Here is a 26,748-nt window from a genome sequence, read left to right on the forward strand (position 1 = left end):
TTCCATCGGGCGGCGCAAGCCGCCCGAAGTGATTCTAACGGTTGCTTGTTAAGGGCGTCAGCCCTGCAGGTCGGGCCGCAGCAGGAGGATGGGGCAGGGCATGCCGGCCGGCATTGCCGGTGCATTCGGCGGCCGGACGATCAGGCAATCCGCCTGCGCGAAGATCTTCATCATCGAGGAATCCTGCTTGTCGAAAGGCTCTGTAAGCCAGTTGCCATCGCTCGATTTGGAAAGCGTTGCGCGGACGTAGTCCTGACGCTGGTTGTTCGCGGCAAGCGGTGTCGCCGTCAGCGCTGTCGCGCCACGCTGGATCGGCGGAAGGCTGGCAAGCTTGCGGATCAGCGGCTCCAGGAACAGGATCCCACATACGAGACTCGACACCGGATTGCCGGGCAGGCCGAGGACATGGGTTGGCCCGAGACTGCCGACCATCAACGGCTTGCCCGGCCGCATGGCAATGCGCCAGAAGTCGAGCTGCATGCCCGCTGCGACAAGCGTCGCCTGCACAAGGTCATGGTCTCCTACGGAGGCCCCGCCGAGCGTCACGATGACGTCTGCACCGGCGTCGCGCGCACGTTCCACAGCCGCCGTGATTGCCGCGCTGTCATCCGGCGCAATGCCGAGGTCGAGGATATCGGCTCCGGCCTGACGGGCCAGCGCTGCGATACCAAAGGTGCTTGAGGCAAGGATCTGCGACGGGCCGGGGACTGAGCCGGGCGGCAGGAGTTCGTCGCCGGTGGCAAGGATCGCCACCAGCGGTCTGCGAAAGACGTCCAGCGTCGCATGGTTCATGGCTGCTGCCACCGTAAGCCGGGTGAAGTCCATGACGGTGCCGTGCGGCAGCACGATCTCGCCATCGACGAAATCCTGACCGCGTGGTCGCACATGCTGGCGGGCGCGTACCGGATAGGTCGAGCGGATGCTGCCATCCTCCGTCGTCTCGACATCCTCCTGCAGAAGCACGCTGTCGGCACCGTCTGGCAGAGGTGCGCCCGTGAAAATCCGAACTGCTTCTCCGTCGGCAACCGACCCATCGAAGGCATGGCCGGCGGCCGAGACGCCGATGACTTTCAAACTGCTATTCGGTCCAGAGAGATCGGCGTGCCGGATCGCGTATCCGTCCATCGCGGAGGCGTCGAAAGGCGGCTGGGTGAGGCGGGCGGGAAGGTCTCTCGCCAGTACACGGCCGGAGGCATCACTGAGGGTCACAGTCTCGTGCTCGGCGACAGGCCGCACCTTGTCCAGCAAGCGCGCCTGCGCTTCGGCAACAGGCAGCAAGCTCATGGGGATGGGCCTGCAAGCCGGAAGTCGCCGGATTTGCCGCCGGACTTTTCCTCGAGCCGGATGCCGCCGATTTCCATCAGCCGGTCGGCCGCCTTAGCCATGTCGTAGATAGTCAGGCAGGCAACGGAGACGGCGGTCAATGCTTCCATTTCGACGCCGGTGCGTCCCGTAAGCTTGGCAGTTGCCGTCACACGCAATCCGGGCAGGCTGTCGTCGGGCGTGATCTCCACACCGATCTTCGTCAGCATGAGCGGATGACAAAGAGGAATCAGGCTCGATGTCTGCTTGGCGCCCATGATCCCTGCCAGGCGGGCCGTGCCGATGACGTCGCCCTTCTTGGCATTGCCCTCGAGGATCAGCCGTAGTGTCTCCGGCTGCATCTTAACATGGCCCGAAGCCGTGGCACTGCGCATGGTCTCCGCCTTGTTGCCGACATCGACCATGTGCGCTTCGCCGGACGCATCGATGTGCGTGAGGCTGCCGTGCTCTGCCGCCATGCTATTCGGCCGCCAGCGCGGCGGCTTCGCCTGTCAGGAGGGTTCGCGTTGCCGCTGCCACATCGTCCTTGCGCATAAGGCTTTCGCCGACCAGGAAGGTATCGATCCGGCATGCCTGCAGCCTGAGGCAGTCGGCGTGGGTGAAGATGCCGCTTTCGCCGACGATTATCCGATCCGCGGGCACCATTGGTGCCAGTCTTTCGCTGGTGGCAAGGCTGACCTCGAAAGTGCGCAGGTCGCGGTTGTTGATGCCGATCAGCGGCGACGACAGTTTCAGCGCACGCTCCATTTCCGGCTCGTTATGCACTTCCACCAGCACATCCATGCCGAGCCCGAAGGCTTCGTCCTGAAGGCGCTCCGCATCCTCGTCCGAAAGCGATGCCATGATGAGAAGGATGCAGTCGGCACCCCAGGCGCGAGCTTCCTGCACCTGGTAGGTCTCGAACATGAAATCCTTGCGCAAGGCGGGCAGGCTGCAGGCGGCGCGGGCAGCAGTCAGGAACGCCGGGGAGCCTTGGAAGCTAGGGGCATCGGTCAGCACGGAAAGACAGGCAGCTCCGCCCGCTTCGTAGGCCGCAGCCAATGCCGGCGGATCGAAGTCGGCACGGATCAGCCCCTTGGACGGGCTTGCCTTTTTGATTTCGGCGATGAGCCCGAACATGCCTGCCTCATGCTTTGCCACGAGTGCCCGGTGAAAGCCGCGCGGCGGGGTCTGGTCCGCTTGCATGGCCTTGAGGTCGGCAAGCGACACCGATGCCTTTGCGGCCTCGATTTCCTGCCGCTTGTAGATTTCGATCTTTTTGAGAATGTCGGTCATGGCGAGCGCCCTTCCTTCAGTCGCTGTCGTTGGAGACGGCAATCAGCCTGTCGAGAGCGGCAGCCGTAGCGCCACTGTCGAGCGATTTTGTGGCAAGCCGCATGCCGTCGATGACGGTCCCGGCCTTGCCGGCTACGACCAGCGATGCAGCGGCGTTGATCAGCGAGATATCGCGATAGGCATTTTTTTCGCCGGAGAGCACGGCACGCAAGGCTGCCGCATTGGCAACGCCGTCGCCGCCCTTGAGGTCGGCCAGAACAGCATGCTGCACGCCAAAATCGCCGGGGCCGAGTTCGAATGTCCTGATCTTGCCGTCTTCGAGTGCCGCGACCTGCGTCATCCCCGTCGTGGTGATCTCGTCGAGGCCGTCGCCATGGACGACCCACACGCTTTCAGCACCGAGATCGCGAAGCACTTCGGCAAGCGGCACCACCCATTGCGGCGCATAGACGCCGAGCAACTGACGGCGCGCGCCCGCAGGGTTCGACAGGGGGCCGAGAAGATTGAAGATCGTCCGGGTACCGAGTTCCACCCTGGACGGGCCGACATGGCGCATCGCCGAATGGTGCATCTGGGCGAACATAAAGCCGATGCCGGCGTCGCGGATGCAGCGGCCTATATGCTCCGGCGAGATGTCGAGCTTCACACCCAGCGCCGAAAGGCTGTCGGCAGCACCGGACTTGGAGCTCAGCGCGCGGTTGCCATGCTTTGCGACGGGAACGCCGCAACCTGCGACGATCAAGGCGGCGAGGGTGGAGATATTGTAGGTGCCGGTCCCGTCGCCGCCGGTGCCGACGATGTCGATGGCATCGGCCGGAGCTTCCACAGGCAGCATCTTGGCGCGCATCGTGGTGACGGCGCCGACGATCTCGTCGACGGTCTCGCCTTTCATCCGCAGCGCCATCAGGAAGCCGCCGATCTGCGACGGCGTCGCTTCGCCGGACATCAGGATCTCGAAGGCCTGCCGCGCCTCGTCGCGCGTCAGACTTTCATGGCCGGCGACTTTGGCAAGCAGTGGCTTCAGATCGGCCATCGAGGTCGGTTCCCTAGCTTAGCGCTGCACGGCCTGAGCCGCGGCCTCGCGGTTTACGGTCACGCCGTATTTCGTCTGCAACTCGGCAACCATCTGGTCGAGGATATCGTCACCAGCAGCGTCTGCAATCCTGGAAATCTGCTGGTCCTGGTTGGCAAGGACATCCGTGGCTGGCGGCGTCGTGTTGACGTCGGTTACCTTCAGCAGGATCTGCGTCGTGTCGTCGCCGCCGATGGCGCTGGCAACCGTATCGACAGGTCCGGAGAATGCTGCCGACACACCGGCGCGGCCAAGGACGCTGTCGTCCATGTTGCGCGTCACGTTGGTCTTGTTCTCGACGGCAATGCCAAGCGGCGCGGCAATATCGGCGAGCGACTTGCCCTTCTTGGCCTCATCCTTCAGGGCGGTGGCCTTAGCGGCGAGGGCGACCTTCTGCTGTTCCGCTGTCCAGTCGGCAGCGGCCTTGTCATGCACCTCGGCAAGCGGACGATCGTGCTCAGGGGTCACGTCCAGTACGTCGAACCAGACATAGCCATCGCTGCCGATGGGAACGGGAAGTGCCTGGACGCCGACATCGGTCTTGAAGGCTTCTGCGAGCAGCTTCTGGCGCTCGGGAATATCTTTGACCTCATTCCCAGCCTTGTCGAGGCCGGTGGCGTCGACGGAATCGACCGTCACTGGCTTCAGTTTCAGTTGCTGAGCTGCCTCGACCAGTGTCGCGCCGGAGCCGCGTGCATCTTCGAATTTGTCGTGCAGGTCTGCGATCTGAGAAGACGCTGCGGCAATTGCCATCTGCTTGCGCAGGTCTTCCTTGACGTCCTCGAACGACTTGGCGCTTTCCACCTTGATGTTGGTGACGCGCAGGATCACCGGTCCGAACGATCCCTCGATGACGCCTGTCGTGCCGCCGTCCTTGGTGACAGCGAAAGCCGGTTCCGCAATGGCTGAATCCGGAACGCTCGCCTTGTTAAATGTGCCGAGCATGACGTCGCTGGCGGTCTTGCCCTGGTCGGTTACGAGCTGGTCGAAGGTCGTGCCGGTTTTAAGGGCGACGGAAGCCGCGTCCGCCAGGTCCTTGTTGGCAAAGCTCAGCTGTTCGATCGTCCGGGTCGCCGGCGTCGTGAAGCTTTCCTTGCGCTTTTCGAATTCGGCGCGCACCGCATCGTCGGTGATGGCGGCGGTATCGGCAATGTCGGCTGCCTGCAGCTTCACGTAGGAGAGTTTGCGATACTCCGGCGCACGATACCGCGACTTTACGCCTTCGAACCACTTCGCCAGCACGTCGTCAGCCGGTGCCTTGACCGGATCGATGTTCGCATTGGTGAGGATCAGGTAGTCGATGCTGCGGCTTTCGTCGTGGAATTCCTTCAGGCCGGCAACCAGCGTTTGCGGTGCCTTGAAGCCGTTGGATATGGAATCGACGATCTGGCCGCGAACTGCGACCTTGCTGCGCTCATTGATATAGTCATCCTGGCTGATACCAGCATTGGCGAGGCGGCTGGTGAACAGCCCGCGGTCGAATTGACCTGTGTTCGACTTGAATGCCGGGTCTTCGCCGATCAGTTTGGCGAGCCGGTCCTGCGACAGGCCGAGGTTCATGTCGGCTGCCAACTGGTCCAGCGAGGCGCCAGCGACGAGCTGGGAGTTGGTCTGCTGTTCAAGCCCGAAGGCGCGGGCCTGCTCCGGCGACAGCTGCGTTCCGAACTGCTGGCTCAGCGCCGAGAGCTGGCGTCGATAGGCGAGGCGGTATTCCGCGGCGCCGATCTGCTGGTCCCCGACGGTAATCACGGTCGATCCGGTGCTTCCGCCGATCAAGGACCGCGACACGCCCCAGATCCCGAAGGATGCCACTAGCAACAGCATCAGGCCCTTGGCGACCCAGGTGCGGGCCAATTCTCTCAGCAGTTCAAACATCGGAATGCTAACCTCAATATGGAACGGCCTCGCAAATCAGGCGAAGCATTGGCTGTTCCTTAGAGCAATCCGCACGGGAATTGAAGAGCATCCGCCGAAATCGCAAAATGCGCGGAACCAATGCCGATACTCGGCGTTTATCGGGCACAAACAAAGGAGCTGAAAAATGGCTGAACTGAAAACCGCTTCCATCCAATCCGCAGCAGCACGTGTCGAAACTGAAGCAGCAGCGCAGGATCTTTCCGCGCAGATCACTGCCCTCAAGGAAGATCTGGCAAAGCTGTCTGAAAGCGTTGTGGCGATCAGCCAGGGTGCCAAGACGGTTGTGACGGAAGAGGCCGCTCTGGTAACCTCTCGCGTCCGTGACAAGGTTCGCGAAGAGCCGCTTTTCGCGCTCGCCGTGACCGCAGGTGTCGCCTACGTCGTCGGCCTTCTCAGCCGCCGCTAATACCTTAAAATCTGAACTAACAGGAAAGCCGGCGGTCATCGCCGGCTTTCTTGCGTTTGTGGCTTTGTATACAGCTAGAGCGATATAGAACGTTTGACTTATTATGTATTAGGGTATAGTAAGCATGCTAACGAATAGCAGGCTTTATGCCCATGACGATTTTCTCTTTCCACGCTTTATCCGAAGGCGTTACAGCGCGCCGCCAAGTGTGCGAGCCGGCTGTCGTCCTGAATTCCTGCTCCCACAAGCTCCCTGGTCATAACAGACCGTCGGCGAGGGGCCGTCGCGCGCATTTCCCGCTCGTCCCGACATTCTTCACAAATTCTCGCCCCAACCAAGTTGACAGCTGCCGGTTGGCGCTGTGCCAGCAAGAGACCTCCCATGGCTGAACGACTACCTCTTCCCAGATCCGCCAAATCCGAAAAGACCATGCGTGTCGTCACGACGGACGAGATCGCCGAGGGACCCTCCGGCAATCCGACCGCGGCGCCGACCGCAGTCGTCCCGCCTGCGGCAGTGCCCTCAGCACCGCGCAAACGTCGTGGTGCAACGCGGCTGATCCTGTTCGCGGCGCTCCCCATCGTCTTGGTCATCGGCGGCTATTTCTACGTCACCGGCGGGCAGGTCATGTCCACCGACAACGCCTATATCGGCGCCGACATGGTCGGGGTTTCCACCGATGTCAGCGGCTTCGTCGCTGCCATCGAGGTGCATGAAAATGAACAGGTGAAGAAGGGCCAGGTGCTGTTCAGACTGAAGCCCGATTCCTTCCAGATTGCGCTGGAGGGTGCCAAGGCACAGCTCGGCGTTGCCCGCAACCAGATCCTGAACCTGCAGGCCAGCTACCAGCAGACCCTGGCGGAGATTGCCCAGGCCGAGGCGGACCTGCCGTTTTACCAGACCTCGTTCGATCGCCAGCAGAGCCTGATCAACAGCTCCGCAGCCTCCAAGGCCGCCTTTGATTCGGCCAAGCACGACCTCGACGCCGCCAAGCAGAAAGTAGCGGTCGCCAAAGCCCAGGCCGCCACAACGCTGGCTCAGATCGGCGGTGACCTTAACCAGCCGCTCGAGCAGAACCCCACCTATCTGCAGGCCAAAGCCGCCGTCGACGACGCGCAGCGCCAGCTCGACGACACCGTGGTTCGGGCGTCCTTCGATGGCACCGTGACCAATGTCGACAGCCTCCAAGTTGGTGGCTACCTCGCGGCTGCCCAGCAAGGCTTTTCACTGGTGTCGTCGAACGACATGTGGATCGCCGCCAGCCCGAAGGAAACCGAACTCACCTACGTCAAGCCGGGCCAGAAAGTCTCCATCTCCGTCGATTCCTATCCGGGCACGGTCTGGACGGGCACTGTCGCCAGCATCAGTCCCGCCTCGGGCTCCAGCTTTTCGTTGCTGCCGGCGCAAAACACCACCGGCAACTGGGTTAAGGTGGTCCAGCGCATCCCGATGCGGGTGAACATCGACGATGCCGCCGGCAAACCGCCGCTTCGGGTCGGCATGAGCACGGAAGTGGACGTCGACACGGGCCACGCTCGTGGCTTGCCGGATTTTGTCGCAAAACTGCTGGGCCGTTCCGATGGCAAGGGTCATGAGTAACCCATCCGACGGCGCCGCGCCCGTCATCGCCAACCGCGGCGCAATCACCGCCTGTGTCATTCTCGCGGTCATCATGCAGGCGCTGGATACGACGATCGCCAATGTGGCATTGCCGTATATCCAGGGCAGTGTCGCAGCCAGTTCCGACCAGATCAACTGGGTGCTGACCTCCTACATCGTCGCTGCCGCCATCATGACGCCGCCATCGGGCTTCCTGTCCGCCAAGTTCGGCCGCAAGCGTGTGCTGCTGACGGCAATCGCCGGCTTCGTGGCCGCCTCTGTGCTCTGTGGCTTTGCCCAGTCTCTGGTGCAGATTGTTGGCTTCCGCCTGTTGCAAGGTCTTTTCGGCGCGGCTCTCGTGCCGTTGTCGCAGGGTATCCTGCTGGACATCTACTCCGTCGAGGAGCGCGGCAAGGCCATGGCGCTGTTTGGTGTCTCGGTGATGGTTGGTCCGGTGCTCGGCCCCGTCATCGGCGGCTGGCTGACAGACCATATTAGCTGGCGCTGGGTGTTCTACATCAACGTGCCGATCGGCCTTGTCGCCTTTATGGGCATCGTCGTCTTCGTCAAAGAGACGAAGGTCGACGCGCTGGCTAAGCTCGACGTTTTCGGCTTCAGCATGCTGAGCCTCGGCATAGCTTCGTTGCAGCTCTTCCTCGACAGGGGCGAGCAACTGGACTGGTTTTCATCCGGCGAGATCATCGTCGAAGCGCTGGTCTGCTTCTGCGCCTTCTACCTGTTCGTGGTCCACACATTCACCACAGAGAAATCCTTCGTCAACCCGCGTCTCTTTCTCGATCAGAATTTTTCCGTCAGCATGTTTTTCATCTTTATCGTCGGTGTCACTTATCTGGCATCGCTGGCGCTGATGACGCCCTATTTGCAGACCCTGATGGGCTATCCTGTCGTCACGGCGGGCATCGTCATGGGACCGCGTGGCCTCGGCACCATGGTCTGCATGTTTCTTGTCGGGCGCCTCATCGGCAAGGTGGATACGCGCTGGCTCTTGCTGCTGGGGCTCGGCCTCACGGCCTGGGCGATGTACGAGATGACCGGCTGGACACCCGATGTCTCGCAAACGACGATCATCGTTGTCGGCTTTGTCCAAGGCGCCGGTTTGGGCTTCCTGTTCGTACCGCTGACCACCGTCGCATTCGCGACCCTGCCGGCGCACATGCGCGGCGAGGGGACAGGGCTGTACAATCTATCGCGCAATATCGGCTCCAGCGTCGGCATCTCCATCGTCTCGGCGCTGATCATCCGCAATACCCAGAGCAACCACGAATCGATTGCTGCCTACGTGACGCCGTTCAACCACGCGTTCGACGCACCAGCCGCCCAGGGCCTAAGCCCGCTGACCGCGATTGGCCGCGCCAGCTTGGACAATATCGTTACCCTGCAGGCGACGATCATCGCCTATATCGACGACTTCAAGCTGCTGATGCTGATGTCGCTGTTTGCCATGCCGCTGGTCATCCTGCTGCGCAAGCCGGCTGCACCGCCGAAGGTCGACCACAGCATTGCCATGGAATAGCAAATGCCGGAGCCTGCCGATGCGGCATCAGCCAAATTTACGGCTGACAAAGCGCGATCCTGCCGCTCCGAACCGCCAGGCAGCCGCGACATTGCGCGTGATGCCGATCCGCGGCCCCGAAACGATGTCCATCGCAGGACCCGCAGTCAGTGTGAACGGCGGCTGGTCCAGAGGCAGCCCGTTGTGTGCGAGTTCGATGCCCAGCGCCTGGCTGAGCTTGCCGGGACCGCTGCACAGTTGCGCAAGATTATCCGTGCCGCGTCGCGCTGCCATCCTGTCGAGACCGGTGTTCGGTTCCAGCGCACGGATCAGCACCGCGCTACCGGGCAGGCAGACGAAGTTGATGCACCAGTGAATTCCGTAGGAGCGGTAGACATAGGCATGCCCGGCAGGGCCGAACATCACGGCGTTGCGCAATCCCGGACCGCGGAAGCTGTGGGAGGCTTCGTCGTCCAGCCGATAAGCCTCCGTTTCGACTATCAAGCCGCCGACGCCGTCGGCGCAAAATTGCCAGCCGATGAGATCGCGCGCGACCTCCACGACATCCCGCCCGAAAAAGGCAGCCAGGCTGTTGCTGAGCATAAGACACAAACCTTTGATCGATGGAGGTCACCCTGCAACTGCAGACGTTGAGCACGTGCGTGTATAGTAACCCGGTCCAATCGAAGTCAACGAACCCCGGGCCCGGCGACCTCAGGTTCAACTTGGCGAGTTGCTGCTCAAACTGGGAACATATTAGCGTTTTGCGTCTTTCCACGCAGGAGGCTGCGGATGGCTAAGTTCTATTTCAACATAAGCGATAACGAGGGCTTTTCCGCCGGTGACGCGCCCTTCGAATATCCGACGCTGACTGCGGCCATCGACCAGGCTAAGAGCGTGCTGGCAGAGATGGCGATCGATGGGATCCCAGAGGGCAACGGCCGTCGCCTCTCCGTGGAAGTCGCCAATGACCGCCGCCAGCCCGTTGTCCGGTTCACGATTGTGCTGATGGTCGACTATTCGCCCAGCGATAGCGCCTGACGGGTTTTGCGGGCGTAGACATTGCAGCCCGATATGACAATCGATGACGCTCTGACATCAAAATTGTGAATATGAACGCACGATGAACAAAATTGGCGTTCATACGTTACAACTGATAGAAAAAGGAGCGTGTCGCCATGTTCATGTCTATTCTTCCAACGAGCGGTTTTGTCGGCGCCCAGATGGCTGGCCTTTGTGCAGCAGTTTCCTCAGCCTTGGCCTACGCATCCGGCCTTGACGGAGCCCGTATTGAAGTCACCCAGGATCGAGGTGTCATCTATCTCGACGGCTCCGCACCGAGCCTTACGGCACTAGAAGCCGCAGTCAACGTAGCGCGCGAGATCGCCGGCAATTCCGTCTGCAACCGCATCGAGCCAGCCTACTGAGCCTTACCACCGGCGACAGGCTCCTGATATTCGCGTAGACCGATCTACGGCCGCTTGGCCGCATCCTTGTCAACGACCTCGAAGATTGCCCTCAGCCGATCCAGGTCGTTGGCCTTCAGCGTTTCCACATCCCCGGTCGGATTGAGTGGCTTGAACCATTCGATCGCCTCCCGCAGCACTGTCGCGTAGGGCTCGCGGTATTCGCTCAGCCCTAGCACCCATTCTCGGACGGTTTCGCGCTCCATACGGGACGCGGCATAGCGAGCATGGACGGTCTTGGCGGAACTGATGAGGTCGTCGACGTTTTTCATGGGCACTCCTCGGCTGACCGTCAATGGACCGGCGGGTCCTGGTCGTCAAGGAAAGTCCGTATTCCCTCGCGCTCTATAGTCGCCAGGAATTCATCGAAGGCATCGCGGTCGGTGGAGAAACCCTCTTCCCACATGGTTCGTCCATCCGCAGCATCGGTCACCTCCATCTTCCAGTCGAGCGTGGTGCCAGCTGCACGGAATATGTCAACGCGCACCGTGGTGCCGCCTTCCGAAAACTCACCGGAAAGCTCCGAGTGCTCAATTCCATCTTCGTTCCGAATCATCCGATCTTATCCTCCAGCTTTTCGCTTCCTAACATGCACGAAAGGCGAATTCTCGACGGTTGGGTATCGACAAAAGAAGAGCCCGATGCGCTGGGCGCATCGGGCTCTGATAGTTCATAACGGCCGCCTCTTATTCAGCACTTTGTGCAAAATTAGGGCTGTTCGCGGGTGCCGTTTGCATTGGTGCGCTGATCGTCGTCCTCCAGATCCGTTGAGACCATATACGTGTCCGAATGCTCGCGGGCCGCCTCGCGCATGGCGCGCGGGCTGGCGAGATCGTCACCTTCGATGGTCTCGGAATCGGCCTTGCCGCCAGTTCCGGCCTCAGCGTCGTAGTCGCGCTCTGCTTCAGCCCAGTGCTCCGAGTGAGCGCCGTCCGGCTGTCCGTTGCGTTCCCAGATTGCGTGTGCGCGGCGTTGGATTTCTGTTTCGCGGTTATCACTCATCATCATTCTCCCGTTGATGCATATAAAACATGCACGGCGTCAAAGCGTTCCAAAGAAACGGAAGTGTGAATATATACGGTACGGATAAAGCGGTGTTTGCAGGCGAAACGCAACATCAAAGTTCTGCGCTAAAACTATCGCCTGTATACCCAGCGAGCACGTCAAAAAAGGATAAATGGCATGGCACTCGAGGTCTGCGCGCATTGCGACTGGAGCAAGCACAGCGGAAAGCGCTGGATGTCGGCCGCCATTCGGGCGGATGGCAAATGGATTGTCGCGGCTCCGGAGCTTGTCGGCGATACCGCCACCTTGTTTCAGAGACTGGCAGGACGTTCCCACCAGTCCGGCTCGCTGCTGGTAGGGTTCGACTTCCCGATTGGGCTTCCGAAAGCCTACGCCGCAGATGCCGGTATTGCCTCGTTTCGCGAGGCGATCGCACAGTTCGGGAAGGGCGATTGGTCCGATTGGTATGACGTCGCCGATCAGCGCCACCAGATATCCCATCGACGGCCGTTCTACCCGATGCGGCCAGGCGGAACGGAGAGAGCCCATCTCTACGACGGACTCGGCATCCTAAGGAGCGATGACTTGTTGCGAGAATGCGAACGGGCGACGCCCTACAGGCCAGCCGGCTGCTCATTATTCTGGACACTGGGCGGCAATCAGGTTGGCAAGGGTGCGATATCGGGATGGCAGGAGATCATTGCGGCGGCGCTCGACGAAGTTGGCATCTGGCCATTCGATGGAACGCTCGCAGAGCTTACCTCCTCCAGGTCTGTGGTGATCTGCGAGACCTACCCGGCCGACGTATACAGCATGCTTGGAATTGGGAAAAAGTGGGGAAGCAAGAGGCGTCGGGAGGATCGACGGCGCGTCGGTCCCGGCATTCTGGAGTGGGCGAAAGCGCGTCAGGATATCGACACGACGGCAATCGTCGACTGCCTGCGTGACGGCTTCGGAGACGACGGCTCCGGAGACGATCGCTTCGATGCGGTTGTCGGGCTGCTCGGAATGCTCGAAGTCGTCACCGGCCGCCGCCCGGAAGGCTCACCGGACAGCGATAGCGTAACGCAGGTCGAAGGCTGGATACTCGGACATCTTCGTTGACAGTTGCAGGCGCAGGGTTGGCAGGTGCGGATCGCTAAAGATCCGCACCGGTTTCCTGGTCGATCTCGCTTGTTGACGCTGCCTATTCGGCGGCGACGGCGGTGGTGGATGCTGCCGCTTCGATCTCGCGGACAAGCGGGATCACATGGCGGCCGAAATACTCGACCTCTTCCTGGAAATGCAGAAAACCCAGCAGGATGAGATCGGCACCGGCGCGCTTCAGATCGACGATTCGCTCGGCAACCTGCCGTGGCGTACCGATCAGGTTTGAGCGAAAGCCGTCATTATACTGGACGAGGTCCTCGAACGTCGATTTCGCCCAGTTGCCCTCGCCCTCGGGGGAGGCCTTGCCGGCATTCTTGACCTCATGGGCGAAAGCCTTGACGGCGTCGATGTTGGCCTTGTCGATGATCTCGGCAAGCACTGCCTTCGCCTCTTCCTCCGTCTCGCGGACGATGGCAAACGCATTAACGCCGACGCGAACGGAATGGCCATTGGCCGTCGCTTTCGTCTGGATATCGTCGACCTGCTTGCCGATTTCCTCCGGCGTATTGCCGTTGGTGAAATACCAGTCGGAGACACGCGCGGCCATGTCGCGCGCTGCCCGAGACGAACCGCCCTGAAAGATTTCCGGCTGCGGGTCGAGTGGTTTCGGCTTCAGCGAATAGTCGTTGAAACGATAGAAGTCGCCGCGGAAAGTGAACTTGTCCTCGGTCCAGATGCCGCGCAGTGCGCGAATGAATTCTTCCGAACGGCGATAACGCTCGTCGTGGTCGAGCCAGTGCTCGCCGATGGCATGAAACTCTCCGCGAAACCAGCCGCTGACGACATTGACCGCGACGCGACCGTTGGTCAGGTGGTTGATCGTGGCGATCTCCTTGGCCGCAAGCGCCGGGTTCCAAGGCCCCGGCAGCAATGCTGCAATGACCTTCAACGTCGTCGTTGCCGCGAGCAGGGCATGACTGAATGCCACGGATTCATGCTGGAATTCCGCGCCGTATCCGGCCGTGAAGCGGATCTGGCTCAGCCCATATTCAAAGCCCGCCGCTTCCGCGATCTGCGCCAGCTTCCTGTTATAATCGATCGTCCAGGACGTTCGTTGTTCGATATCGGACGTCACCAGCCCACCCGAGACATTCGGCACCCAATAAGCAAATTTGACAGGGTCGGAGTTGTGAAAAGTCATCGCATTATCCTCCTTCATGCAAATCAGGCTCGGGCGCGTCGCGAAGAGTGTGGTGGACGGAACGCAACAGTCAAAAAGTCCACCGATTGAGGCCTTCATAATCTACCAAATCGATAGAACTTGAAGGACGCCGAATGCCAATAAACCACGACTTCAGAGAAAAATGCCCGGCTCGCATCGTGCTCAAGGAGAATATCAATCTCGCATCCGTCAGGCGCCACTCGGATGATCGACAGTGCGAACTGCGGTCACTGATATCGCGCCGCCTCCGCCCGCATATTCCGAAGCGGCCTTGTGAGGCACGCAAAGCTTGGTGATCAAGCTAAGGGCGACTGCGGTAAAATCTGGACGATCTCGTGCGTGAGGACAAGCGATTCCGGGGGCACGCAACTAACGATTCGCAAGTTTGAAGCGTGCAACTATAAGACTATTGCAACGTCTCGATATCGCAGCAAAAGGAAGACCAAGGCTGCAGGAGATGAGGCGTTAGCTTGTTTTACAAGGTGGAGACCGACAAATTAGGAGATGGCGCACCCGACAGGATTCGAACCTGTGACCTTTGGAATCGGAATCCAACACTCTATCCAGCTGAGCTACGGGTGCATGCCGAGGGCGGGGCTTACCGCCTGTCCGATGGCAGGTTCATAGCCCAGGTCGCGTCAGGCATCAATGCGGAAAATGCGGAAAAGCTGTCAACGACGCCAACAGTTTTCCGCAAAAGAAAAGGCCGCGAAGTTTTGGTTCGCGGCCTTATGCTTTCAAGCGTGGCGATTACGCCGTCTTCATGGCGCCGGGGCCTGGAGTGGCCTTGGGCGGCACCTTGCCGAGGATGATCATGCCGAGCACCTCGTCCTTGGTGACATCCTCTGTACGGGCATGGCCCACCACCTGGCCGTTCTTCATGACGGAGACGCGGTCGGCGAGATCGAAGACATCGTGGATGTCGTGGCTGATGAGGAAGATACCGATGCCTTCCTTTTTCAGTTGCTTGATCAGTTCGCCCACCTGCGCCGTCTCTTGCGGGCCAAGGGCCGCCGTCGGCTCGTCCATGATGAGGATGCGCGCGTTGAAGAGGATAGCCCGCGCGATCGCCACCGACTGCCGCTGGCCACCGGAGAGCGCCTTGACCGGTTCCTTGAAGCGCTTGAAGTTGGGGTTCAGCCGGCCCATCACCTCGCGCGCCGAGGCCTCCATCGCCACGTCGTCGAGCGTGCCCCAGCGGGTCTGCAACTCGCGACCCAGATAGAGATTGGCGGCCGCATCGACATTGTCGGCGACCGCGAGCGTCTGGTAGATCGTCTCGATGCCGAATTTCTTGGCGTCGCGGGGCGTGCGGATGTCGACGGTCTCGCCGTTGATCAGGATGTCGCCGCTGTCGCGCTTGTAGGCGCCGGACAGGATCTTGATCAGCGTCGACTTGCCGGCGCCGTTGTGGCCGAGGAGGGCGACGACCTCGCCGGGGTAGAGATCGATCGAGGCGTTGTCGACCGCGTGTATGCCGCCGAAGGAAATGGAAATGTTCTTCAGTTCCACAAGCGGAGTGTTGTGATCCGTCATAGCTGGAATTCCTCTTACTTGGCCCGCGAGCGATAGACGGTGTCGAGCCAGACGGCGATCACCAGCACGACGCCGACGACGACGTTCTGGATGGGGGTATCGACATTGGCGAGCCCCATGCCCGACTGCAGCGACTGCATGACGAGGGCGCCGAGCATGGCGCCGGCCACCGTGCCGGTACCGCCGGCGAGCGACGTGCCGCCGATGACGGCCGCAGCGATGGTGTAGAGCTCATAGGTCGTGCCCTGCGAGTTGGCGGCGGCATTCAGCCGGGCGGTCGAGATCGCGGCGGCGACGGCGGCGAGAAAGCCCATCAGCGTGAATATCTTCACCGTGACCCAGCGCGTCTTGATGCCGGCGAGTTCGGCTGCTTCCGGATTGCCGCCGATGGCAAACACATAGCGACCGAAACGTAGCCGCGTGGCGATGAACGTCATGATGATCCCGGCGGCGACGGCAATCAGGACGGGGACTGCAATACCGTAGGGGATATCGAGGCCGCCGTCAGGCCAGGCGATGCCGTGGTCGTTGGCGTATTTCTTGGCGATACCGACCGGCCAGTAATAGATGGTGAAGACATAGATCGTGCCCAGCACCATGGCCGAGCCGAGGATGGCGAGGAAATATTCGGCCCAGACGGGGCGCCTGGGAAAGTTGAAGCGCTTGCGTTGGCGCCGCGAGCCGGCGATGCCGACGACGATCATCAGGCAGGCGACGATGCCGATGACCCAGCTCCAGGTGGCGCCGATGGAGCCTTCCGCGCCGCCGCCCATGATCCGGAAAGTGGCATCGAGAGGCGCCACGGTCTGGCCTGACGTGACATACCAGGCAAGCCCGCGCCAGGCGAGAAAGCCGCCGAGCGTGACGATGAACGAGGGAACGCCGAGGAAGGCGATGATGATACCCTGCAGGAGCCCGATCAGGGCGCCGGCAGCCAGTCCGCATATCAGCGCGATGACCCATGTCCAGTGGCTGTCAAAGCCGAGATAGGTCGGCAGCCATTTTGCCTGGACGACACCCATGATCATGGCGACGAAGCCGAGCAGGGAGCCGACGGAAAGGTCGATATTGCGGGTGACGATGACCAGAACCATGCCGGTCGCCAGGACGGCGATCTCGCAGGTCTGGACAGAGAGGTTCCAGAGGTTGCGCGGGGTTAGGAACAGGTGCCCGGTATAGAGGTCGAAGCCGACCCAGATGATCAGCAGGGCGCCGACCATGCCGAGCATGCGGGTATCGATCTCGGTGGCACGCAGGAAGCGCGTGAGCGCATTGGTCTCCGTGGCGCGCGCACCGCCCGATGTTGTGGACTGGGTCATGTCGGCCATTGCTCTGCCGTTCTCCACTGTTGAGCGCAGACCGTCGACACTTTGCGTTTCACTGGCATAAGTCTGGCGCTGTTCTCGAATATGCGTCCCCGGCCGATGGATGGACAATCTCTCGGCATAGGTGCCGGCACGCGCGGTGACGACCTCAGTGACGCAAGCGTTGCGGCAGTGGCCATAGCGTCCTTGCAGACATGGCCACGCCGGTGGCGATCGGCGCCGCACCGGATATCGGGCGGCGCCTCACTTGCAATTGGGTCAGCGGTTACTTGCAGGCAGCAACGGCACCGGCCTTGACGCCCTGGCAGGCTTCGGCCTTGGAAATCCAGCCAGCGTCGATGACGACGTTGAGGTTATCCTTGGTGATGGCGACAGGCGTCAGGAAGACCGACTGCATTTCGACATGCTTCGGACCACCGTTGAAGCTCTGGACGCCCTTGATTTCGGTCATTTTCTTGCCCCCGGCGAGATCGAGAGCGATTTCAGCGGCGCGCTTGCCGAGTTCGCGGGAGTCTTTCCAGACGGAAACGGTCTGGGTGCCGAGCGCGATGCGGTTGAGGGCCGCCTTGTCGGCATCCTGGCCGGATACAGGCACGGAACCGGCAAGGCCTTGTGCGTCGAGCGCAGCAACGGCGCCGCCTGCAGTGCCGTCGTTGGAGGCAACGACCGCGTCAACCTTGTTGTTGTTGGCGGTCAGGATCTGCTCCATGTTGCGCTGTGCATTCTGCGGCAGCCAGCCATCGGTATAGGCTTCGCCGACATTCTTGATCTTGCCGGCATCCATGGCAGCCTTGAGGACTTCCTTCTGGCCTGCAAACAGGAAGTCTGCGTTCGGATCGGAAGAAGAGCCCTTGATGAAGACGTAATTGCCTTCAGGCTTGACCTTCAACACGTCGCGGGCCTGCATGCGGCCGACTTCCTTGTTGTCGAAGGTGATGTAGAAAGCAGCCGGATTTTCGATGAGTCGGTCGTAGCCGACCACTGGAATACCCTCGTCTGCGGCTTTCTCGATTGCCGGGCCGATGGCGTCGCTGTCCTGGGCAAGCACGATCAACGCCGTGGCACCCTGCGAAATCAGCGATTCGACGTCGGTCAACTGCTTGGAAGCAGAAGACTGGGCATCTGCCGAAATGTACTTGGCGCCCGCTGCGGCCAGTGCCTTCTTGATTGCGGCTTCGTCGGTCTTCCAGCGTTCTTCCTGAAAGTTCGACCAGGAAACGCCGACGACGAGATCCTTGGCGAAGGCGGTCGTCTGCATCGTCAAAACTAGGGCTGCGCCAGCGGCGAGCCTAACAAAAGTTTTCATAATACCCTCCCGAGTGAAGCGCGACCGCACGCACCTCTAGAGCTCCCGCCCGGCCGCCGCGAATGTGCTGTCGAAAAAACTCCTTTTTTCTCGACAGTCGAGAAATTAAGTGTCAGAGAATTTTAAGGCTGTCAACACTGCACGACAGGGTTTTGTCGGTAACGAAAATCCAACCGCAGGTTCGTCAGGCGCCGCGGACAGGCAGAGGGGAGAGACACCTGATGCAAGGCAAGTCCAGTGCCGAGTGGGTGCGCCGGCGCAACAGCGTCATGGTGCTCAGGGCACTGCGCCGCCACGGGCCGCTGGCTCACACGGAGCTCTCGGATCACACGACCTTGTCGTCCGGCACGATCTCGGCAATCACCGCCGATCTCGAGCGTGCCCAGATCATCGTCAAGACCGAGCAGCAGCTGGCTGGCGGCCGCGGCCGGCCGCGCGTGGCCTTTGCCCAGCGCCGCGACTGCGGCTATCTGGTGGTGCTCATCATCTCGTCGGATGCGGTTCAATATTCGTTGGTGGATTATGCCGGCACCTTGCTCGATCGATTTTCCGAAGGCCGGTCGCAGGACGGAACGGGCATTGCCCGATTCGTCGAATCCATAAGGGCAGGGTTATCCAGAATTGTCGCCCGCTCGAAGATTGCGCCGCAGGACGTGCTCGTCATCTCGATCAGCAGCAAGGGCCTGGTAGACGGTCTTGAGCCGGTGCTGCGCTGGTCGCCAATCTTCGGGGAGGAACAGATCGACTTTGCCGCAGTTCTCGGAAACGATTGGCCGGCGAAGATCATTCTCGGTAACGAGACGCTGCTGGTGGCCGATGCCGCCGGACAGCGCGAGGAGCAGGGCCGGGGTTTCGAGACGCTGGCAGCCCTGTCGCTTGGCCACAGCATCGGGCTCGGCATCGTCAGGCGCACCGCCAATGGCGACCGCGAGGTCGCGGCACCTAATTTCGGCCATATGCTGCATGAGCCGAATGGCGGCCTCTGTCGCTGCGGGTCGCGCGGCTGCATCGAGGCCTATGCGGGTTTCTACGCCATCCTGCGCAATGCCTTTGCCGTGCCGCTCGACACCATTCCGGCCAAGTTCGTACCGGTCGCCGAACTCGACAAGATCGCAGCCAGCGCCCGGCAGGGAAATCGTCGCAACCGCTTTGCCTTTCACCAGGCAGGCCTGGTGCTCGGCAATGGCCTGTCGCGGGTGCTCAGCCTTTACGAGCAGATGCCTATCGTGCTGACGGGTCCGGGAACGCGATACGTCGATCTATTGCAGGAGGGTATGGAGGAGGGTTTGCGGCAGTCGCAGATCGTTCGCATGGGAGGCCTGCCGGAAATGAGGATCATGGCAGACGAACAGGCGCTGGTCTTCGAGGGCCATCTGCGCCGGGCGCTGGATGCGATAGACGGCGACATCGTTGCATTGCGGGCGATTGCCGATGTCGAGATCAAGGATCGGGCGGGGTAGGCACCCCAATATATCGACGCCGGATAGTGGCCCGGCGTCGATCGATAGCTTGAGCGGATAATCTCAGGCGACGGAAATCAATTTGCCTTCCTTGACCGAGCGCACTGCCGCGTCGGCAAGTTTCAGCGCGGCGAGGCCATCGGCGCCGGACGGGCTGATGTCGGTGCCTTTCTCGACGGCGCTGATGAAGGCGGCAATCTCGTTGGCATAGGCTTCCGTATAGCGCGTCATGAAGAAATCATGCAGCGGCGGACGGGTATATCCGTCGCCATTGGCGACCTCGATGGAGAAGGGGCGCTGGTTTTCAGCGGCTACCATACCCTTCGAGCCGTGGATTTCGATGCGCTGGTCGTAGCCGTATGTAGCACGGCGCGAATTCGAGATCATCGCCTGCTTGCCGGACGCCGTCTGCAGCAGCACCGACACGCTGTCGTAATCTCCGGCGACGCCAATTGCCTTGTCGATCAACACTGCGGCCGTGGCGCTGACGGACACCGGCTCTTCGCCGAGCAGGAACCGCGCCATGTCGAAATCATGAATGGTCATGTCGCGAAAAATGCCGCCAGAGCGCTTGATGTAGTCGACGGGCGGCGCACCGGGATCGCGGGAGGTGATCGTCACCATCTCGACGTCGCCGATCTTTCCATCGTCGATCGCCTTGCGCACGGCCATGAAATGCGGATCGAAGCGGCGATTGAAGCCGACCATAAGCTTTCCCTTGGTCTTTGCGACGACGTCGATGCACGCCTCGACCCGGGCGGTATCGAGGTCGATCGGCTTCTCGCAGAAGACAGCCTTGCCAGCGCGGGCAAAACGTTCGATCAGGTCTGCGTGTGTATCTGTCGGGGTGCAGATGACCACTGCGTCGATATCTGCTGACGATTCGATCGTGTCGATGGTGCGAACCTCGCAGCCATAGGCCGAAGCTATCGCATTGGCTGCGGCCGCAAAGGGATCGGCTACCGCTACCAGTTTCGCATCACCGTTGGCGCTGACTGCCTTGGCGTGAACCTTGCCGATACGGCCGGCGCCGAGCAGGCCAAATCTTACCGTCATTTTCCATCCTCCCAGATTCGGAACAAATAAACCGTCTTGGTCTCATTCTGGAATTTTCATTCCATCTTCCTGTGCCGTCGTCAAGCGCCCGGGGTTTCACAATCGCGAAATTCAGCTTATGGACGGTGCCGAACAAACAAGCGGACAACAGCCTCATGAAAATGATCGACCCGAGCCATCGATTCTACCGCCCAATCTACGTGCGCATCGGCATCGTCGCCCTGTGCCTTGGGTGGGCAATCATCGAGGCAACCTTCGGTGAGCCGATCTGGAGCATGGCCATCGGTGCCGTAGGTGCCTATGCTGCGTGGGTTCTGCTGTTGAACTATACGCCCACGCCGGAAGAAATCGCACCGCCGCCGCCGCGTGACGATGCAGGTCCAGAAGCCTGATCTGTCTGAAAGCCTAATCTATTTGAAAAGTCTGGCGCGGATCTCGATGCGGCGCGGTGCCTCGTCGATCAGCAGGTTGGCGATTTTCATGCGCGTCGTCGCCTGTTCCTTGAACAGCGGGTTGACGCTGTCGGGATGGTTGGCCTTGGCAAAACTGCGGCGCTTGTCGTTGAGCGTCTGCAGCGTGTCCGCAGCCGAAATTCCAAGTTCCGCAGCAACCTCCTGCGGCAGGATACGCGCCAGGTGGACCGGCATCACCGGTGCGGCGCATTCCTCCGGCTCTATGTCTTGCGTTGCAGTGGACGGCGCCTCAGGCGCGAGCGGTTCTCGTTCGGGCCCGAGGTTGTCGAGATAGGCCTGGTCAGGTCGCGCCTCGGATACGGACACGCCATCCCGCACATCAGCCGCGAAGCTGGAATTCAGGCCTTGAATTCGGTGCGCCGAAGCCGGCTGAGCGAAAACTGCTTCTTCATCCTCGGCGTCGAGACGGTCGAGAACGGATTGAAATATGGATTGTCCAAACAGCATGATGTCTCCCAATCCGTAAAGCCTACGACGCGAAAGTGGTGTCTGGCTGGTCGGTCAGATTGCAGCGCGCCGGCTTTCCTGCAGGATCATGTCATAGAGCAGCAGGGCGCTGGGTGGCAGGGCACGCTCGCGCGCCGTGATGAGGCTGTAGGGCTTCACATCTATGGCGAAATCGATCGGCAGGATGCAGGCCTCGCCTGCGTGAGAACTCTGGCCGCAGATGAAATCGGCCATGTCGAGAGCGATCGGCGAAATCGCATCTGTCTTGCAGACGACGGCAAGGGTCAGGACCACCGACGACGTGTTGACGATATTCTCCGGCAACGCCACGCCGGCGGAGATGAAGATATCCTCGAGCCTGCGGCGCAGCAGCGTACCCGGCGGCTGGAACACCCAGTCCTGGCCGGTGAGATCCGCAAGCCCGACGACGCCCTTTTTGAGCAATGGATGCCCCTTGCGTACAATCAGGCAGGCCTTCTCGATGCCGATCTGGTGGGCGGTGAACAGCCGCGGGTTCAGTTCGTCCGGAATGCGGCTGATGATGAAGTCGTGGCGTGCTGCCAGCAATTCGCGGGCGAGAACGTTGCTGTTGTCGACCTGGATATTGATTTCGATGCCGGGATAGGCCTCTGTCACCCGCTGTATCGCCGGGACCACCAGACTGATGGCCGGAGCTGCCACCGCACCGAGATGCACGGACCCACCCTTGCCGGTACGCAACTCGGCAATCTCGCGGCTGGCCTCCCGCAGTTCCAGCAGGATCTTGCGGGCCCGCTTGGCAAGCGCCAGGCCGAACGGCGTCAGTTCCACGCCACGGGCAACGCGCTGGTAGAGAGATGTCTTGGCGATCGCTTCCATCTCCGACAACATGCGCGAAGCTGCAGGTTGAGAGATATTCATGGATTCGGCTGCGGCGGATATCTGTCCGTGATCCTCGATCATGACAATCATCCGCAGATGATTCATCTTCAATCCGTTGCGCAGGAGGCTGTCGTCACGAAAATTATCTGTGTGAATTTCTATACCATCACGAGAATAATCGTTGTGTATGTTCTCCATGGTGGCATTTTTCCTGCTTACGGGGCCAAAAAGTAGTACTTTTTACCATTATACCAAAATCATCATATTGTACGCCAGTTATTCTATTTGACAGTTATACGAATTGATTCCAGTTTGCCGCCGTGCTGGGAGCAGCATGACACGTGTGGGATCGTGCAGGAGACGTACTTCGTATTGATATTGAAGTAATATCCAATCAACGGAACCTGCCACAGTTTCGGGGTGGGCGCTTTTGCGTACGCCAAATTTTTAAAAAACGGGAGAGAGCAATGAAATCCATTATCTCATTGATGGCCGCAGCGGCCTTCGGTGTTGCAACATTTGTCATGCCAGCCATGGCTGCCGACAAGGGTCTGGTTGGTATCGCTATGCCAACGAAGTCTTCGGCGCGCTGGATCGATGACGGCAACAACATCGTCAAGCAGCTTCAGGCTGCTGGTTTCACGACCGACCTGCAGTATGCTGACGACGATATTCCTAACCAGCTTTCGCAGATCGAGAACATGGTCACCAAGGGTGCCAAGGTTCTCGTCGTCGCTTCGATCGACGGCACGACCCTGTCGGACGTTCTGCAGAAGGCCCATGACGCCGGTATCAAGGTTATCGCCTATGACCGCCTGATCCGCGACTCGGCCAACGTCGACTACTACGCTACCTTCGACAACTTCCAGGTCGGCGTTCTCCAGGCTGGCACCATCGTTGACGGCCTCGGCCTCAAGGACGGCAAGGGCCCGTTCAACATCGAGCTCTTCGGCGGTTCGCCGGACGACAACAACGCCTTCTTCTTCTATGATGGCGCAATGTCGGTTCTTCAGCCTTACATCGACAGCGGCAAGCTCGTCGTGAAGTCCGGTCAGGTTGGCATGGACAAGGTCGGTACGCTGCGTTGGGATCCGGCAACGGCCCAGGCCCGCATGGATAACCTCCTGTCGGCCTACTACACCGACGCTCACGTCGACGCAGTCCTGTCGCCTTACGACGGCCTGTCGATCGGCATCATCTCGTCGCTCAAGGGCGTCGGCTACGGCTCGGGCACCCTCAAGCTGCCAATCGTCAGCGGCCAGGATTGCGAAATTCCTTCGATCAAGTCGATCATTGCTGGCGAACAGTATTCTTCGATCTTCAAGGACACCCGCGACCTCGCCAAGGTCACCGTTGCCATGGTCACCGCAGTTGCTACCGGCGGCACACCTGAAGTCAACGATACCAAGACCTACGACAACGGCGTCAAGGTCGTTCCTTCCTACCTGCTGAAGCCAGTCGTCGTCACCAAGGACACCTACCAGAAGGTCCTGATCGACAGCGGCTACTACAAGGCTGAACAGCTTAAGTAAGCAATGAAAACCACCGGAACCCGCAGATTGCGGGTTCCGGACTTCGCATTTATGATCGTCGCGTCAGTCACGACTCCCGGCGTTGGATTTTGATTATGGACAATATTATCCTAGAGATGCGGGACATCACCAAGACGTTCCCGGGCGTCAAGGCGCTTGAGAATGTGAACCTCAAGGTTCGGCAAGGTGAGATCCACGCACTGGTGGGCGAAAACGGGGCCGGCAAGTCGACCCTCATGAAAGTTCTATCCGGCGTCTATCCGGCCGGCACATACGATGGCGATATCGTATACGAAGGCGATGTACGTAACTTCAAGGTCATCAAGGACAGTGAAGCCATCGGCATCATCATCATTCACCAGGAGCTGGCACTGGTGCCGCTTCTGTCGATCGCCGAAAACATTTTCCTCGGCAACGAGGTTGCGACCAACGGTGTCATTCGCTGGCAGGAAGCTTTTTCACGCACCCGCAAGCTGCTCGACAAGGTTGGATTGAAAGAGTCGCCGGAAACCCTCGTGACCAACATCGGCGTGGGCAAGCAGCAACTGGTCGAAATCGCCAAGGCGCTGTCGAAGAGCGTGAAGCTGCTGATCCTCGACGAGCCGACGGCCTCGCTCAACGAAAAAGATTCCGACGCCCTGCTCAATCTCCTGATCGAGTTCCGCAACCAGGGCATCACCTCGATCATCATCACGCACAAGCTCAACGAAGTGCGCAAGGTGGCCGACCAGATCACCGTCCTGCGCGACGGGATGACCGTGAAGACGCTGAACTGTCACGAGGAAGAGATCAGCGAAGACATCATCATCAAGAACATGGTGGGCCGCGAACTGGCTGACCGCTATCCGCCGCGCTCCGTGCCGATCGGCGAGACGGTTCTGGAAGTCAAGAACTGGAACGCCTTCCACCAGCACCACCGCGACCGCCAGGTTCTCCACGACATAAATGTCAACGTCCGCAGGGGCGAAGTGGTCGGTATTGCCGGCCTGATGGGGGCAGGGCGCACCGAGTTCGCCATGAGCGTCTTTGGCAAATCCTACGGCCACAAGATTACCGGCGAAGTGCTGATGGACGGCAAGCCCGTCGATGTCAGCACCGTGCGCAAGGCGATCGACGCCGGTCTCGCCTACGTGACGGAAGACCGCAAGCATCTGGGCCTGGTGCTGAACGACAGCATCATGCACAACACCTCGCTGGCCAACCTTGCCGGCATCTCCAAGGCGACCGTCATCGACAGCCACAAGGAATCGGACGTCGCCACCGACTTCCGCTCCAAGCTGCGCATCCGCAGCTCCGGCATCTTCCAGGAGGCCGTCAATCTTTCGGGCGGCAACCAGCAGAAGGTCGTCCTTTCCAAGTGGCTGTTCTCGGATCCTGAAGTCCTGATCCTCGACGAGCCGACGCGTGGTATCGACGTCGGCGCTAAATACGAAATCTACAGCATCATCAACCAGCTGGCTGCCGACGGGAAGGGCGTTCTGATGATATCATCGGAAATGCCCGAACTGCTTGGGACTTGCGACCGCATCTACGTCATGAACGAAGGACGCATCGTCGCTGAATTGTCCAAGGAAGAGGCAAGCCAGGAAACCATCATGCGCGCTATCATGCGCTCTGGGGAGAAGAAATAATGACTCCTGTTAACCCCCCCGCCGCTGAGGAAAGCCACGTGATTTCCGCCGTCGATTACATCCGCGGCAATATTCGTGAATATGGCATGCTGATCGTTCTCGTGGCGATCATGGTGTTCTTCCAGTTCTACACAGGCGGTATCCTGTTCAAGCCGGTCAACCTGACGAACCTCGTGCTGCAGAACTCGTTCATCGTCATCATGGCGCTGGGCATGCTTCTCGTCATCGTTGCCGGTCATATCGACCTTTCCGTCGGCTCGATCGTCGGCTTCGTCGGCGCCATCGCCGGTATCCTGACCGTGCAATACCAGATGAACTTCATCCTTGCGGCCCTGCTTTGCCTGGTCGTCGGCGGTGTCATCGGGGCGGCCCAGGGCTACTTCATCGCCTATCACAAGATACCGTCGTTCATCGTCACGCTGGCCGGTATGCTTGTCTTCCGCGGCCTGACGTTGTTCGTCCTCGGCGGCAAGAACATCGGGCCTTTCCCGAAGGACTTCCAGCTGATCAGCACCGGCTTCATCCCCGATTTCATCGACATCAGCGGGCTCGTCTCCGGTCTTCACTCGACCTCGATCATCCTGTCGATCGTCATGCCGCTGCTCCTCTTCATCATGGCGTGGCGTCGCCGGAAGACCAACGAGAACCACGGCATCGACGTCGAGCCGATGAGCTTCTTCCTCATCCAGAACCTGATCATCTGCGGCGCCCTGCTGTTCCTCGGCTACCAGCTGTCGTCCGACAAGGGCCTGCCGAACGTCCTGATCATCATGGTCATCCTGATTGCAGCCTACGCCTTCATCACCCGCCAGACGACCATCGGTCGTCGCGTCTATGCCATGGGCGGAAACGAGAAGGCGACGAAGCTTTCGGGCATCAACACCGAGCGCCTGAGCTTCTTCACATTTGTCAACATGGGTGCGCTTGCAGGTCTCGCCGGCATGATCGTCGCCACCCGCCTGAATTCGGCAACGCCGAAGGCCGGCGTCGGCAACGAGCTTGACGTCATCGCGGCCTGCTTCATCGGCGGTGCCTCGGCGTCCGGCGGCGTCGGCAAGATCACCGGTGCTGTCATCGGCGCGTTCATCATGGGCGTCATGAACAACGGCATGTCGATCGTCGGTCTCGGCATCGACTTCCAGCAGATGGTCAAGGGACTGGTGCTTCTCGCTGCCGTCTTCTTCGACGTCTACAACAAGAACAAGGGCTGATCGCCTCTGGCGATCGGTTCCCA

Annotated in this window: 27 protein-coding genes and 1 tRNA gene; 11 read left to right on the forward strand and 17 right to left on the reverse strand. The window is 60.4% G+C overall.

What is annotated here, in order from left to right:
- Positions 1-57: 57 nt before the first annotated feature.
- From glp to EQW76_RS01825, 5 genes are read right to left on the reverse strand one after another with little or no spacing between them, the layout of a single operon-like run.
- Positions 58-1,284, reverse strand: a complete 1,227-nt coding sequence (gene glp, locus EQW76_RS01805; protein ID WP_142822669.1) for a gephyrin-like molybdotransferase Glp — start codon at positions 1,282-1,284, stop codon at positions 58-60.
- Positions 1,281-1,781, reverse strand: coding sequence for a cyclic pyranopterin monophosphate synthase MoaC (gene moaC, locus EQW76_RS01810; protein WP_142822670.1), 501 nt, complete (start codon positions 1,779-1,781; stop codon positions 1,281-1,283). Before moaC ends, glp begins: the two co-directional genes overlap by 4 nt.
- Before the next feature lies 1 nt (position 1,782).
- Positions 1,783-2,598, reverse strand: coding sequence for an indole-3-glycerol phosphate synthase TrpC (gene trpC, locus EQW76_RS01815; protein WP_142822671.1), 816 nt, complete (start codon positions 2,596-2,598; stop codon positions 1,783-1,785).
- 16 nt (positions 2,599-2,614) lie between these two features.
- Positions 2,615-3,631: an anthranilate phosphoribosyltransferase gene (gene trpD, locus EQW76_RS01820; protein ID WP_142822672.1), complete on the reverse strand. Its 1,017-nt coding sequence runs from the start codon at positions 3,629-3,631 to the stop codon at positions 2,615-2,617.
- A gap of 18 nt (positions 3,632-3,649) precedes the next feature.
- On the reverse strand, positions 3,650-5,545 hold the full coding sequence (locus tag EQW76_RS01825; RefSeq protein ID WP_142822673.1) for a peptidylprolyl isomerase: 1,896 nt from the start codon (positions 5,543-5,545) through the stop codon (positions 3,650-3,652).
- A gap of 166 nt (positions 5,546-5,711) precedes the next feature.
- Between EQW76_RS01825 and EQW76_RS01830 the strand changes: the two genes are divergently transcribed.
- The 3 genes from EQW76_RS01830 (at position 5,712) to EQW76_RS01840 (ending at position 9,126) form a co-directional block, all read left to right on the forward strand.
- Positions 5,712-5,993 carry a hypothetical protein gene (locus tag EQW76_RS01830; RefSeq protein ID WP_142822674.1) on the forward strand — a complete coding sequence of 94 codons (282 nt, stop codon included), beginning with the start codon at positions 5,712-5,714 and terminating at the stop codon, positions 5,991-5,993.
- Between the two features lie 429 nt (positions 5,994-6,422).
- The gene (locus EQW76_RS01835) at positions 6,423-7,592 is read left to right on the forward strand and encodes an HlyD family secretion protein (protein ID WP_224127790.1); all 1,170 of its coding nucleotides are present in this window, start codon (positions 6,423-6,425) and stop codon (positions 7,590-7,592) included.
- Positions 7,585-9,126 (forward strand): DHA2 family efflux MFS transporter permease subunit, encoded by a 1,542-nt coding sequence (locus EQW76_RS01840; protein ID WP_142822676.1) that lies wholly within the window; start codon positions 7,585-7,587, stop codon positions 9,124-9,126. The genes EQW76_RS01835 and EQW76_RS01840 overlap by 8 nt, the downstream gene beginning before the upstream one ends.
- 27 nt (positions 9,127-9,153) lie before the next feature.
- Here the strand turns inward: EQW76_RS01840 and EQW76_RS01845 are convergent, their stop codons facing one another.
- Positions 9,154-9,708, reverse strand: a complete 555-nt coding sequence (locus EQW76_RS01845) for a DNA-3-methyladenine glycosylase (RefSeq protein WP_142822677.1) — start codon at positions 9,706-9,708, stop codon at positions 9,154-9,156.
- A gap of 189 nt (positions 9,709-9,897) precedes the next feature.
- On the opposite strand from EQW76_RS01845, the gene EQW76_RS01850 reads away from it, so the two are divergent.
- Positions 9,898-10,146 (forward strand): hypothetical protein, encoded by a 249-nt coding sequence (locus tag EQW76_RS01850; protein ID WP_111215685.1) that lies wholly within the window; start codon positions 9,898-9,900, stop codon positions 10,144-10,146.
- Positions 10,147-10,283: 137 nt separating this feature from the next.
- Positions 10,284-10,532 (forward strand): BON domain-containing protein, encoded by a 249-nt coding sequence (locus EQW76_RS01855; protein WP_142822678.1) that lies wholly within the window; start codon positions 10,284-10,286, stop codon positions 10,530-10,532.
- 44 nt (positions 10,533-10,576) lie between these two features.
- Here EQW76_RS01855 and EQW76_RS01860 read toward each other — a convergent pair whose 3' ends face one another.
- The 3 genes from EQW76_RS01860 to EQW76_RS01870 all read right to left on the reverse strand — a co-directional run bounded on the left by EQW76_RS01860 (position 10,577) and on the right by EQW76_RS01870 (position 11,573).
- Positions 10,577-10,843 (reverse strand): hypothetical protein, encoded by a 267-nt coding sequence (locus EQW76_RS01860; protein ID WP_142822679.1) that lies wholly within the window; start codon positions 10,841-10,843, stop codon positions 10,577-10,579.
- A gap of 20 nt (positions 10,844-10,863) precedes the next feature.
- Positions 10,864-11,127: a hypothetical protein gene (locus EQW76_RS01865; RefSeq protein WP_142822680.1), complete on the reverse strand. Its 264-nt coding sequence runs from the start codon at positions 11,125-11,127 to the stop codon at positions 10,864-10,866.
- A 152-nt stretch (positions 11,128-11,279) separates the two neighbouring features.
- Positions 11,280-11,573 (reverse strand): DUF2934 domain-containing protein, encoded by a 294-nt coding sequence (locus EQW76_RS01870; protein ID WP_142822681.1) that lies wholly within the window; start codon positions 11,571-11,573, stop codon positions 11,280-11,282.
- A 180-nt stretch (positions 11,574-11,753) separates the two neighbouring features.
- On the opposite strand from EQW76_RS01870, the gene EQW76_RS01875 reads away from it, so the two are divergent.
- Positions 11,754-12,680 (forward strand): DUF429 domain-containing protein, encoded by a 927-nt coding sequence (locus tag EQW76_RS01875; RefSeq protein WP_142822682.1) that lies wholly within the window; start codon positions 11,754-11,756, stop codon positions 12,678-12,680.
- Between the two features lie 82 nt (positions 12,681-12,762).
- Here EQW76_RS01875 and sfnG read toward each other — a convergent pair whose 3' ends face one another.
- The 5 genes from sfnG to xylF all read right to left on the reverse strand — a co-directional run bounded on the left by sfnG (position 12,763) and on the right by xylF (position 18,054).
- A complete protein-coding gene (gene sfnG, locus EQW76_RS01880) occupies positions 12,763-13,866 on the reverse strand; it encodes a dimethylsulfone monooxygenase SfnG (RefSeq protein ID WP_142822683.1) in 1,104 nt (367 codons plus the stop codon).
- 526 nt (positions 13,867-14,392) lie between these two features.
- A tRNA-Arg gene (locus tag EQW76_RS01885) sits at positions 14,393-14,469 on the reverse strand.
- A gap of 168 nt (positions 14,470-14,637) precedes the next feature.
- A complete protein-coding gene (locus EQW76_RS01890) occupies positions 14,638-15,423 on the reverse strand; it encodes an ATP-binding cassette domain-containing protein (RefSeq protein WP_142822684.1) in 786 nt (261 codons plus the stop codon).
- A 14-nt stretch (positions 15,424-15,437) separates the two neighbouring features.
- Positions 15,438-16,751 (reverse strand): sugar ABC transporter permease, encoded by a 1,314-nt coding sequence (locus EQW76_RS01895; RefSeq protein ID WP_142822685.1) that lies wholly within the window; start codon positions 16,749-16,751, stop codon positions 15,438-15,440.
- 262 nt (positions 16,752-17,013) lie between these two features.
- Entirely contained in the window at positions 17,014-18,054 is a 1,041-nt protein-coding gene (gene xylF, locus EQW76_RS01900; protein WP_142822686.1) for a D-xylose ABC transporter substrate-binding protein, read from the reverse strand.
- 221 nt (positions 18,055-18,275) lie between these two features.
- On the opposite strand from xylF, the gene EQW76_RS01905 reads away from it, so the two are divergent.
- The gene (locus tag EQW76_RS01905; RefSeq protein ID WP_142822687.1) at positions 18,276-19,514 is read left to right on the forward strand and encodes an ROK family protein; all 1,239 of its coding nucleotides are present in this window, start codon (positions 18,276-18,278) and stop codon (positions 19,512-19,514) included.
- Between the two features lie 63 nt (positions 19,515-19,577).
- On the opposite strand, the gene iolG is transcribed toward EQW76_RS01905, so the two are convergent.
- On the reverse strand, positions 19,578-20,570 hold the full coding sequence (gene iolG, locus EQW76_RS01910; RefSeq protein WP_142822688.1) for an inositol 2-dehydrogenase: 993 nt from the start codon (positions 20,568-20,570) through the stop codon (positions 19,578-19,580).
- A 155-nt stretch (positions 20,571-20,725) separates the two neighbouring features.
- On the opposite strand from iolG, the gene EQW76_RS01915 reads away from it, so the two are divergent.
- Positions 20,726-20,962 carry a hypothetical protein gene (locus EQW76_RS01915; RefSeq protein WP_142822689.1) on the forward strand — a complete coding sequence of 79 codons (237 nt, stop codon included), beginning with the start codon at positions 20,726-20,728 and terminating at the stop codon, positions 20,960-20,962.
- An 18-nt stretch (positions 20,963-20,980) separates the two neighbouring features.
- Here the strand turns inward: EQW76_RS01915 and EQW76_RS01920 are convergent, their stop codons facing one another.
- Positions 20,981-21,490, reverse strand: coding sequence for a hypothetical protein (locus EQW76_RS01920; RefSeq protein WP_142822690.1), 510 nt, complete (start codon positions 21,488-21,490; stop codon positions 20,981-20,983).
- A gap of 54 nt (positions 21,491-21,544) precedes the next feature.
- A complete protein-coding gene (locus EQW76_RS01925; RefSeq protein WP_142822691.1) occupies positions 21,545-22,549 on the reverse strand; it encodes a LysR family transcriptional regulator in 1,005 nt (334 codons plus the stop codon).
- A 269-nt stretch (positions 22,550-22,818) separates the two neighbouring features.
- Between EQW76_RS01925 and chvE the strand changes: the two genes are divergently transcribed.
- The 3 genes from chvE (at position 22,819) to mmsB (ending at position 26,725) form a co-directional block, all read left to right on the forward strand.
- Positions 22,819-23,883: a multiple monosaccharide ABC transporter substrate-binding protein gene (gene chvE / locus EQW76_RS01930; RefSeq protein ID WP_142822692.1), complete on the forward strand. Its 1,065-nt coding sequence runs from the start codon at positions 22,819-22,821 to the stop codon at positions 23,881-23,883.
- 95 nt (positions 23,884-23,978) lie between these two features.
- Positions 23,979-25,514, forward strand: coding sequence for a multiple monosaccharide ABC transporter ATP-binding protein (mmsA, locus tag EQW76_RS01935; RefSeq protein WP_142822693.1), 1,536 nt, complete (start codon positions 23,979-23,981; stop codon positions 25,512-25,514).
- Positions 25,514-26,725 (forward strand): multiple monosaccharide ABC transporter permease, encoded by a 1,212-nt coding sequence (gene mmsB, locus EQW76_RS01940; protein ID WP_142822694.1) that lies wholly within the window; start codon positions 25,514-25,516, stop codon positions 26,723-26,725. The genes mmsA and mmsB overlap by 1 nt, the downstream gene beginning before the upstream one ends.
- Positions 26,726-26,748: the final 23 nt, after the last annotated feature.

Source organism: Rhizobium sp. rho-13.1 (genome assembly GCF_007000305.1).
GTDB lineage: Bacteria > Pseudomonadota > Alphaproteobacteria > Rhizobiales > Rhizobiaceae > Rhizobium > Rhizobium rhododendri.

Bases quoted from the DNA above. Each gene is read 5' to 3' on its own strand.
- trpC (WP_142822671.1), bottom strand. From the start codon at position 2,598: ATGACCGACATTCTCAAAAAGATCGAAATCTACAAGCGGCAGGAAATC.
- EQW76_RS01860 (WP_142822679.1), bottom strand. From the start codon at position 10,843: ATGAAAAACGTCGACGACCTCATCAGTTCCGCCAAGACCGTCCATGCT.
- EQW76_RS01905 (WP_142822687.1), top strand. From the start codon at position 18,276: ATGCAAGGCAAGTCCAGTGCCGAGTGGGTGCGCCGGCGCAACAGCGTC.
- EQW76_RS01875 (WP_142822682.1), top strand. From the start codon at position 11,754: ATGGCACTCGAGGTCTGCGCGCATTGCGACTGGAGCAAGCACAGCGGA.
- EQW76_RS01850 (WP_111215685.1), top strand. From the start codon at position 9,898: ATGGCTAAGTTCTATTTCAACATAAGCGATAACGAGGGCTTTTCCGCC.
- chvE (WP_142822692.1), top strand. From the start codon at position 22,819: ATGAAATCCATTATCTCATTGATGGCCGCAGCGGCCTTCGGTGTTGCA.
- EQW76_RS01895 (WP_142822685.1), bottom strand. From the start codon at position 16,751: ATGGCCGACATGACCCAGTCCACAACATCGGGCGGTGCGCGCGCCACG.
- moaC (WP_142822670.1), bottom strand. From the start codon at position 1,781: ATGGCGGCAGAGCACGGCAGCCTCACGCACATCGATGCGTCCGGCGAA.
- sfnG (WP_142822683.1), bottom strand. From the start codon at position 13,866: ATGACTTTTCACAACTCCGACCCTGTCAAATTTGCTTATTGGGTGCCG.
- EQW76_RS01865 (WP_142822680.1), bottom strand. From the start codon at position 11,127: ATGATTCGGAACGAAGATGGAATTGAGCACTCGGAGCTTTCCGGTGAG.
- EQW76_RS01920 (WP_142822690.1), bottom strand. From the start codon at position 21,490: ATGCTGTTTGGACAATCCATATTTCAATCCGTTCTCGACCGTCTCGAC.
- EQW76_RS01835 (WP_224127790.1), top strand. From the start codon at position 6,423: ATGCGTGTCGTCACGACGGACGAGATCGCCGAGGGACCCTCCGGCAAT.
- EQW76_RS01825 (WP_142822673.1), bottom strand. From the start codon at position 5,545: ATGTTTGAACTGCTGAGAGAATTGGCCCGCACCTGGGTCGCCAAGGGC.
- iolG (WP_142822688.1), bottom strand. From the start codon at position 20,570: ATGACGGTAAGATTTGGCCTGCTCGGCGCCGGCCGTATCGGCAAGGTT.
- EQW76_RS01840 (WP_142822676.1), top strand. From the start codon at position 7,585: ATGAGTAACCCATCCGACGGCGCCGCGCCCGTCATCGCCAACCGCGGC.
- trpD (WP_142822672.1), bottom strand. From the start codon at position 3,631: ATGGCCGATCTGAAGCCACTGCTTGCCAAAGTCGCCGGCCATGAAAGT.
- EQW76_RS01915 (WP_142822689.1), top strand. From the start codon at position 20,726: ATGAAAATGATCGACCCGAGCCATCGATTCTACCGCCCAATCTACGTG.
- glp (WP_142822669.1), bottom strand. From the start codon at position 1,284: ATGAGCTTGCTGCCTGTTGCCGAAGCGCAGGCGCGCTTGCTGGACAAG.
- EQW76_RS01845 (WP_142822677.1), bottom strand. From the start codon at position 9,708: ATGCTCAGCAACAGCCTGGCTGCCTTTTTCGGGCGGGATGTCGTGGAG.
- EQW76_RS01855 (WP_142822678.1), top strand. From the start codon at position 10,284: ATGTTCATGTCTATTCTTCCAACGAGCGGTTTTGTCGGCGCCCAGATG.
- EQW76_RS01830 (WP_142822674.1), top strand. From the start codon at position 5,712: ATGGCTGAACTGAAAACCGCTTCCATCCAATCCGCAGCAGCACGTGTC.
- EQW76_RS01870 (WP_142822681.1), bottom strand. From the start codon at position 11,573: ATGAGTGATAACCGCGAAACAGAAATCCAACGCCGCGCACACGCAATC.
- EQW76_RS01890 (WP_142822684.1), bottom strand. From the start codon at position 15,423: ATGACGGATCACAACACTCCGCTTGTGGAACTGAAGAACATTTCCATT.
- mmsB (WP_142822694.1), top strand. From the start codon at position 25,514: ATGACTCCTGTTAACCCCCCCGCCGCTGAGGAAAGCCACGTGATTTCC.
- xylF (WP_142822686.1), bottom strand. From the start codon at position 18,054: ATGAAAACTTTTGTTAGGCTCGCCGCTGGCGCAGCCCTAGTTTTGACG.
- EQW76_RS01925 (WP_142822691.1), bottom strand. From the start codon at position 22,549: ATGGAGAACATACACAACGATTATTCTCGTGATGGTATAGAAATTCAC.
- mmsA (WP_142822693.1), top strand. From the start codon at position 23,979: ATGGACAATATTATCCTAGAGATGCGGGACATCACCAAGACGTTCCCG.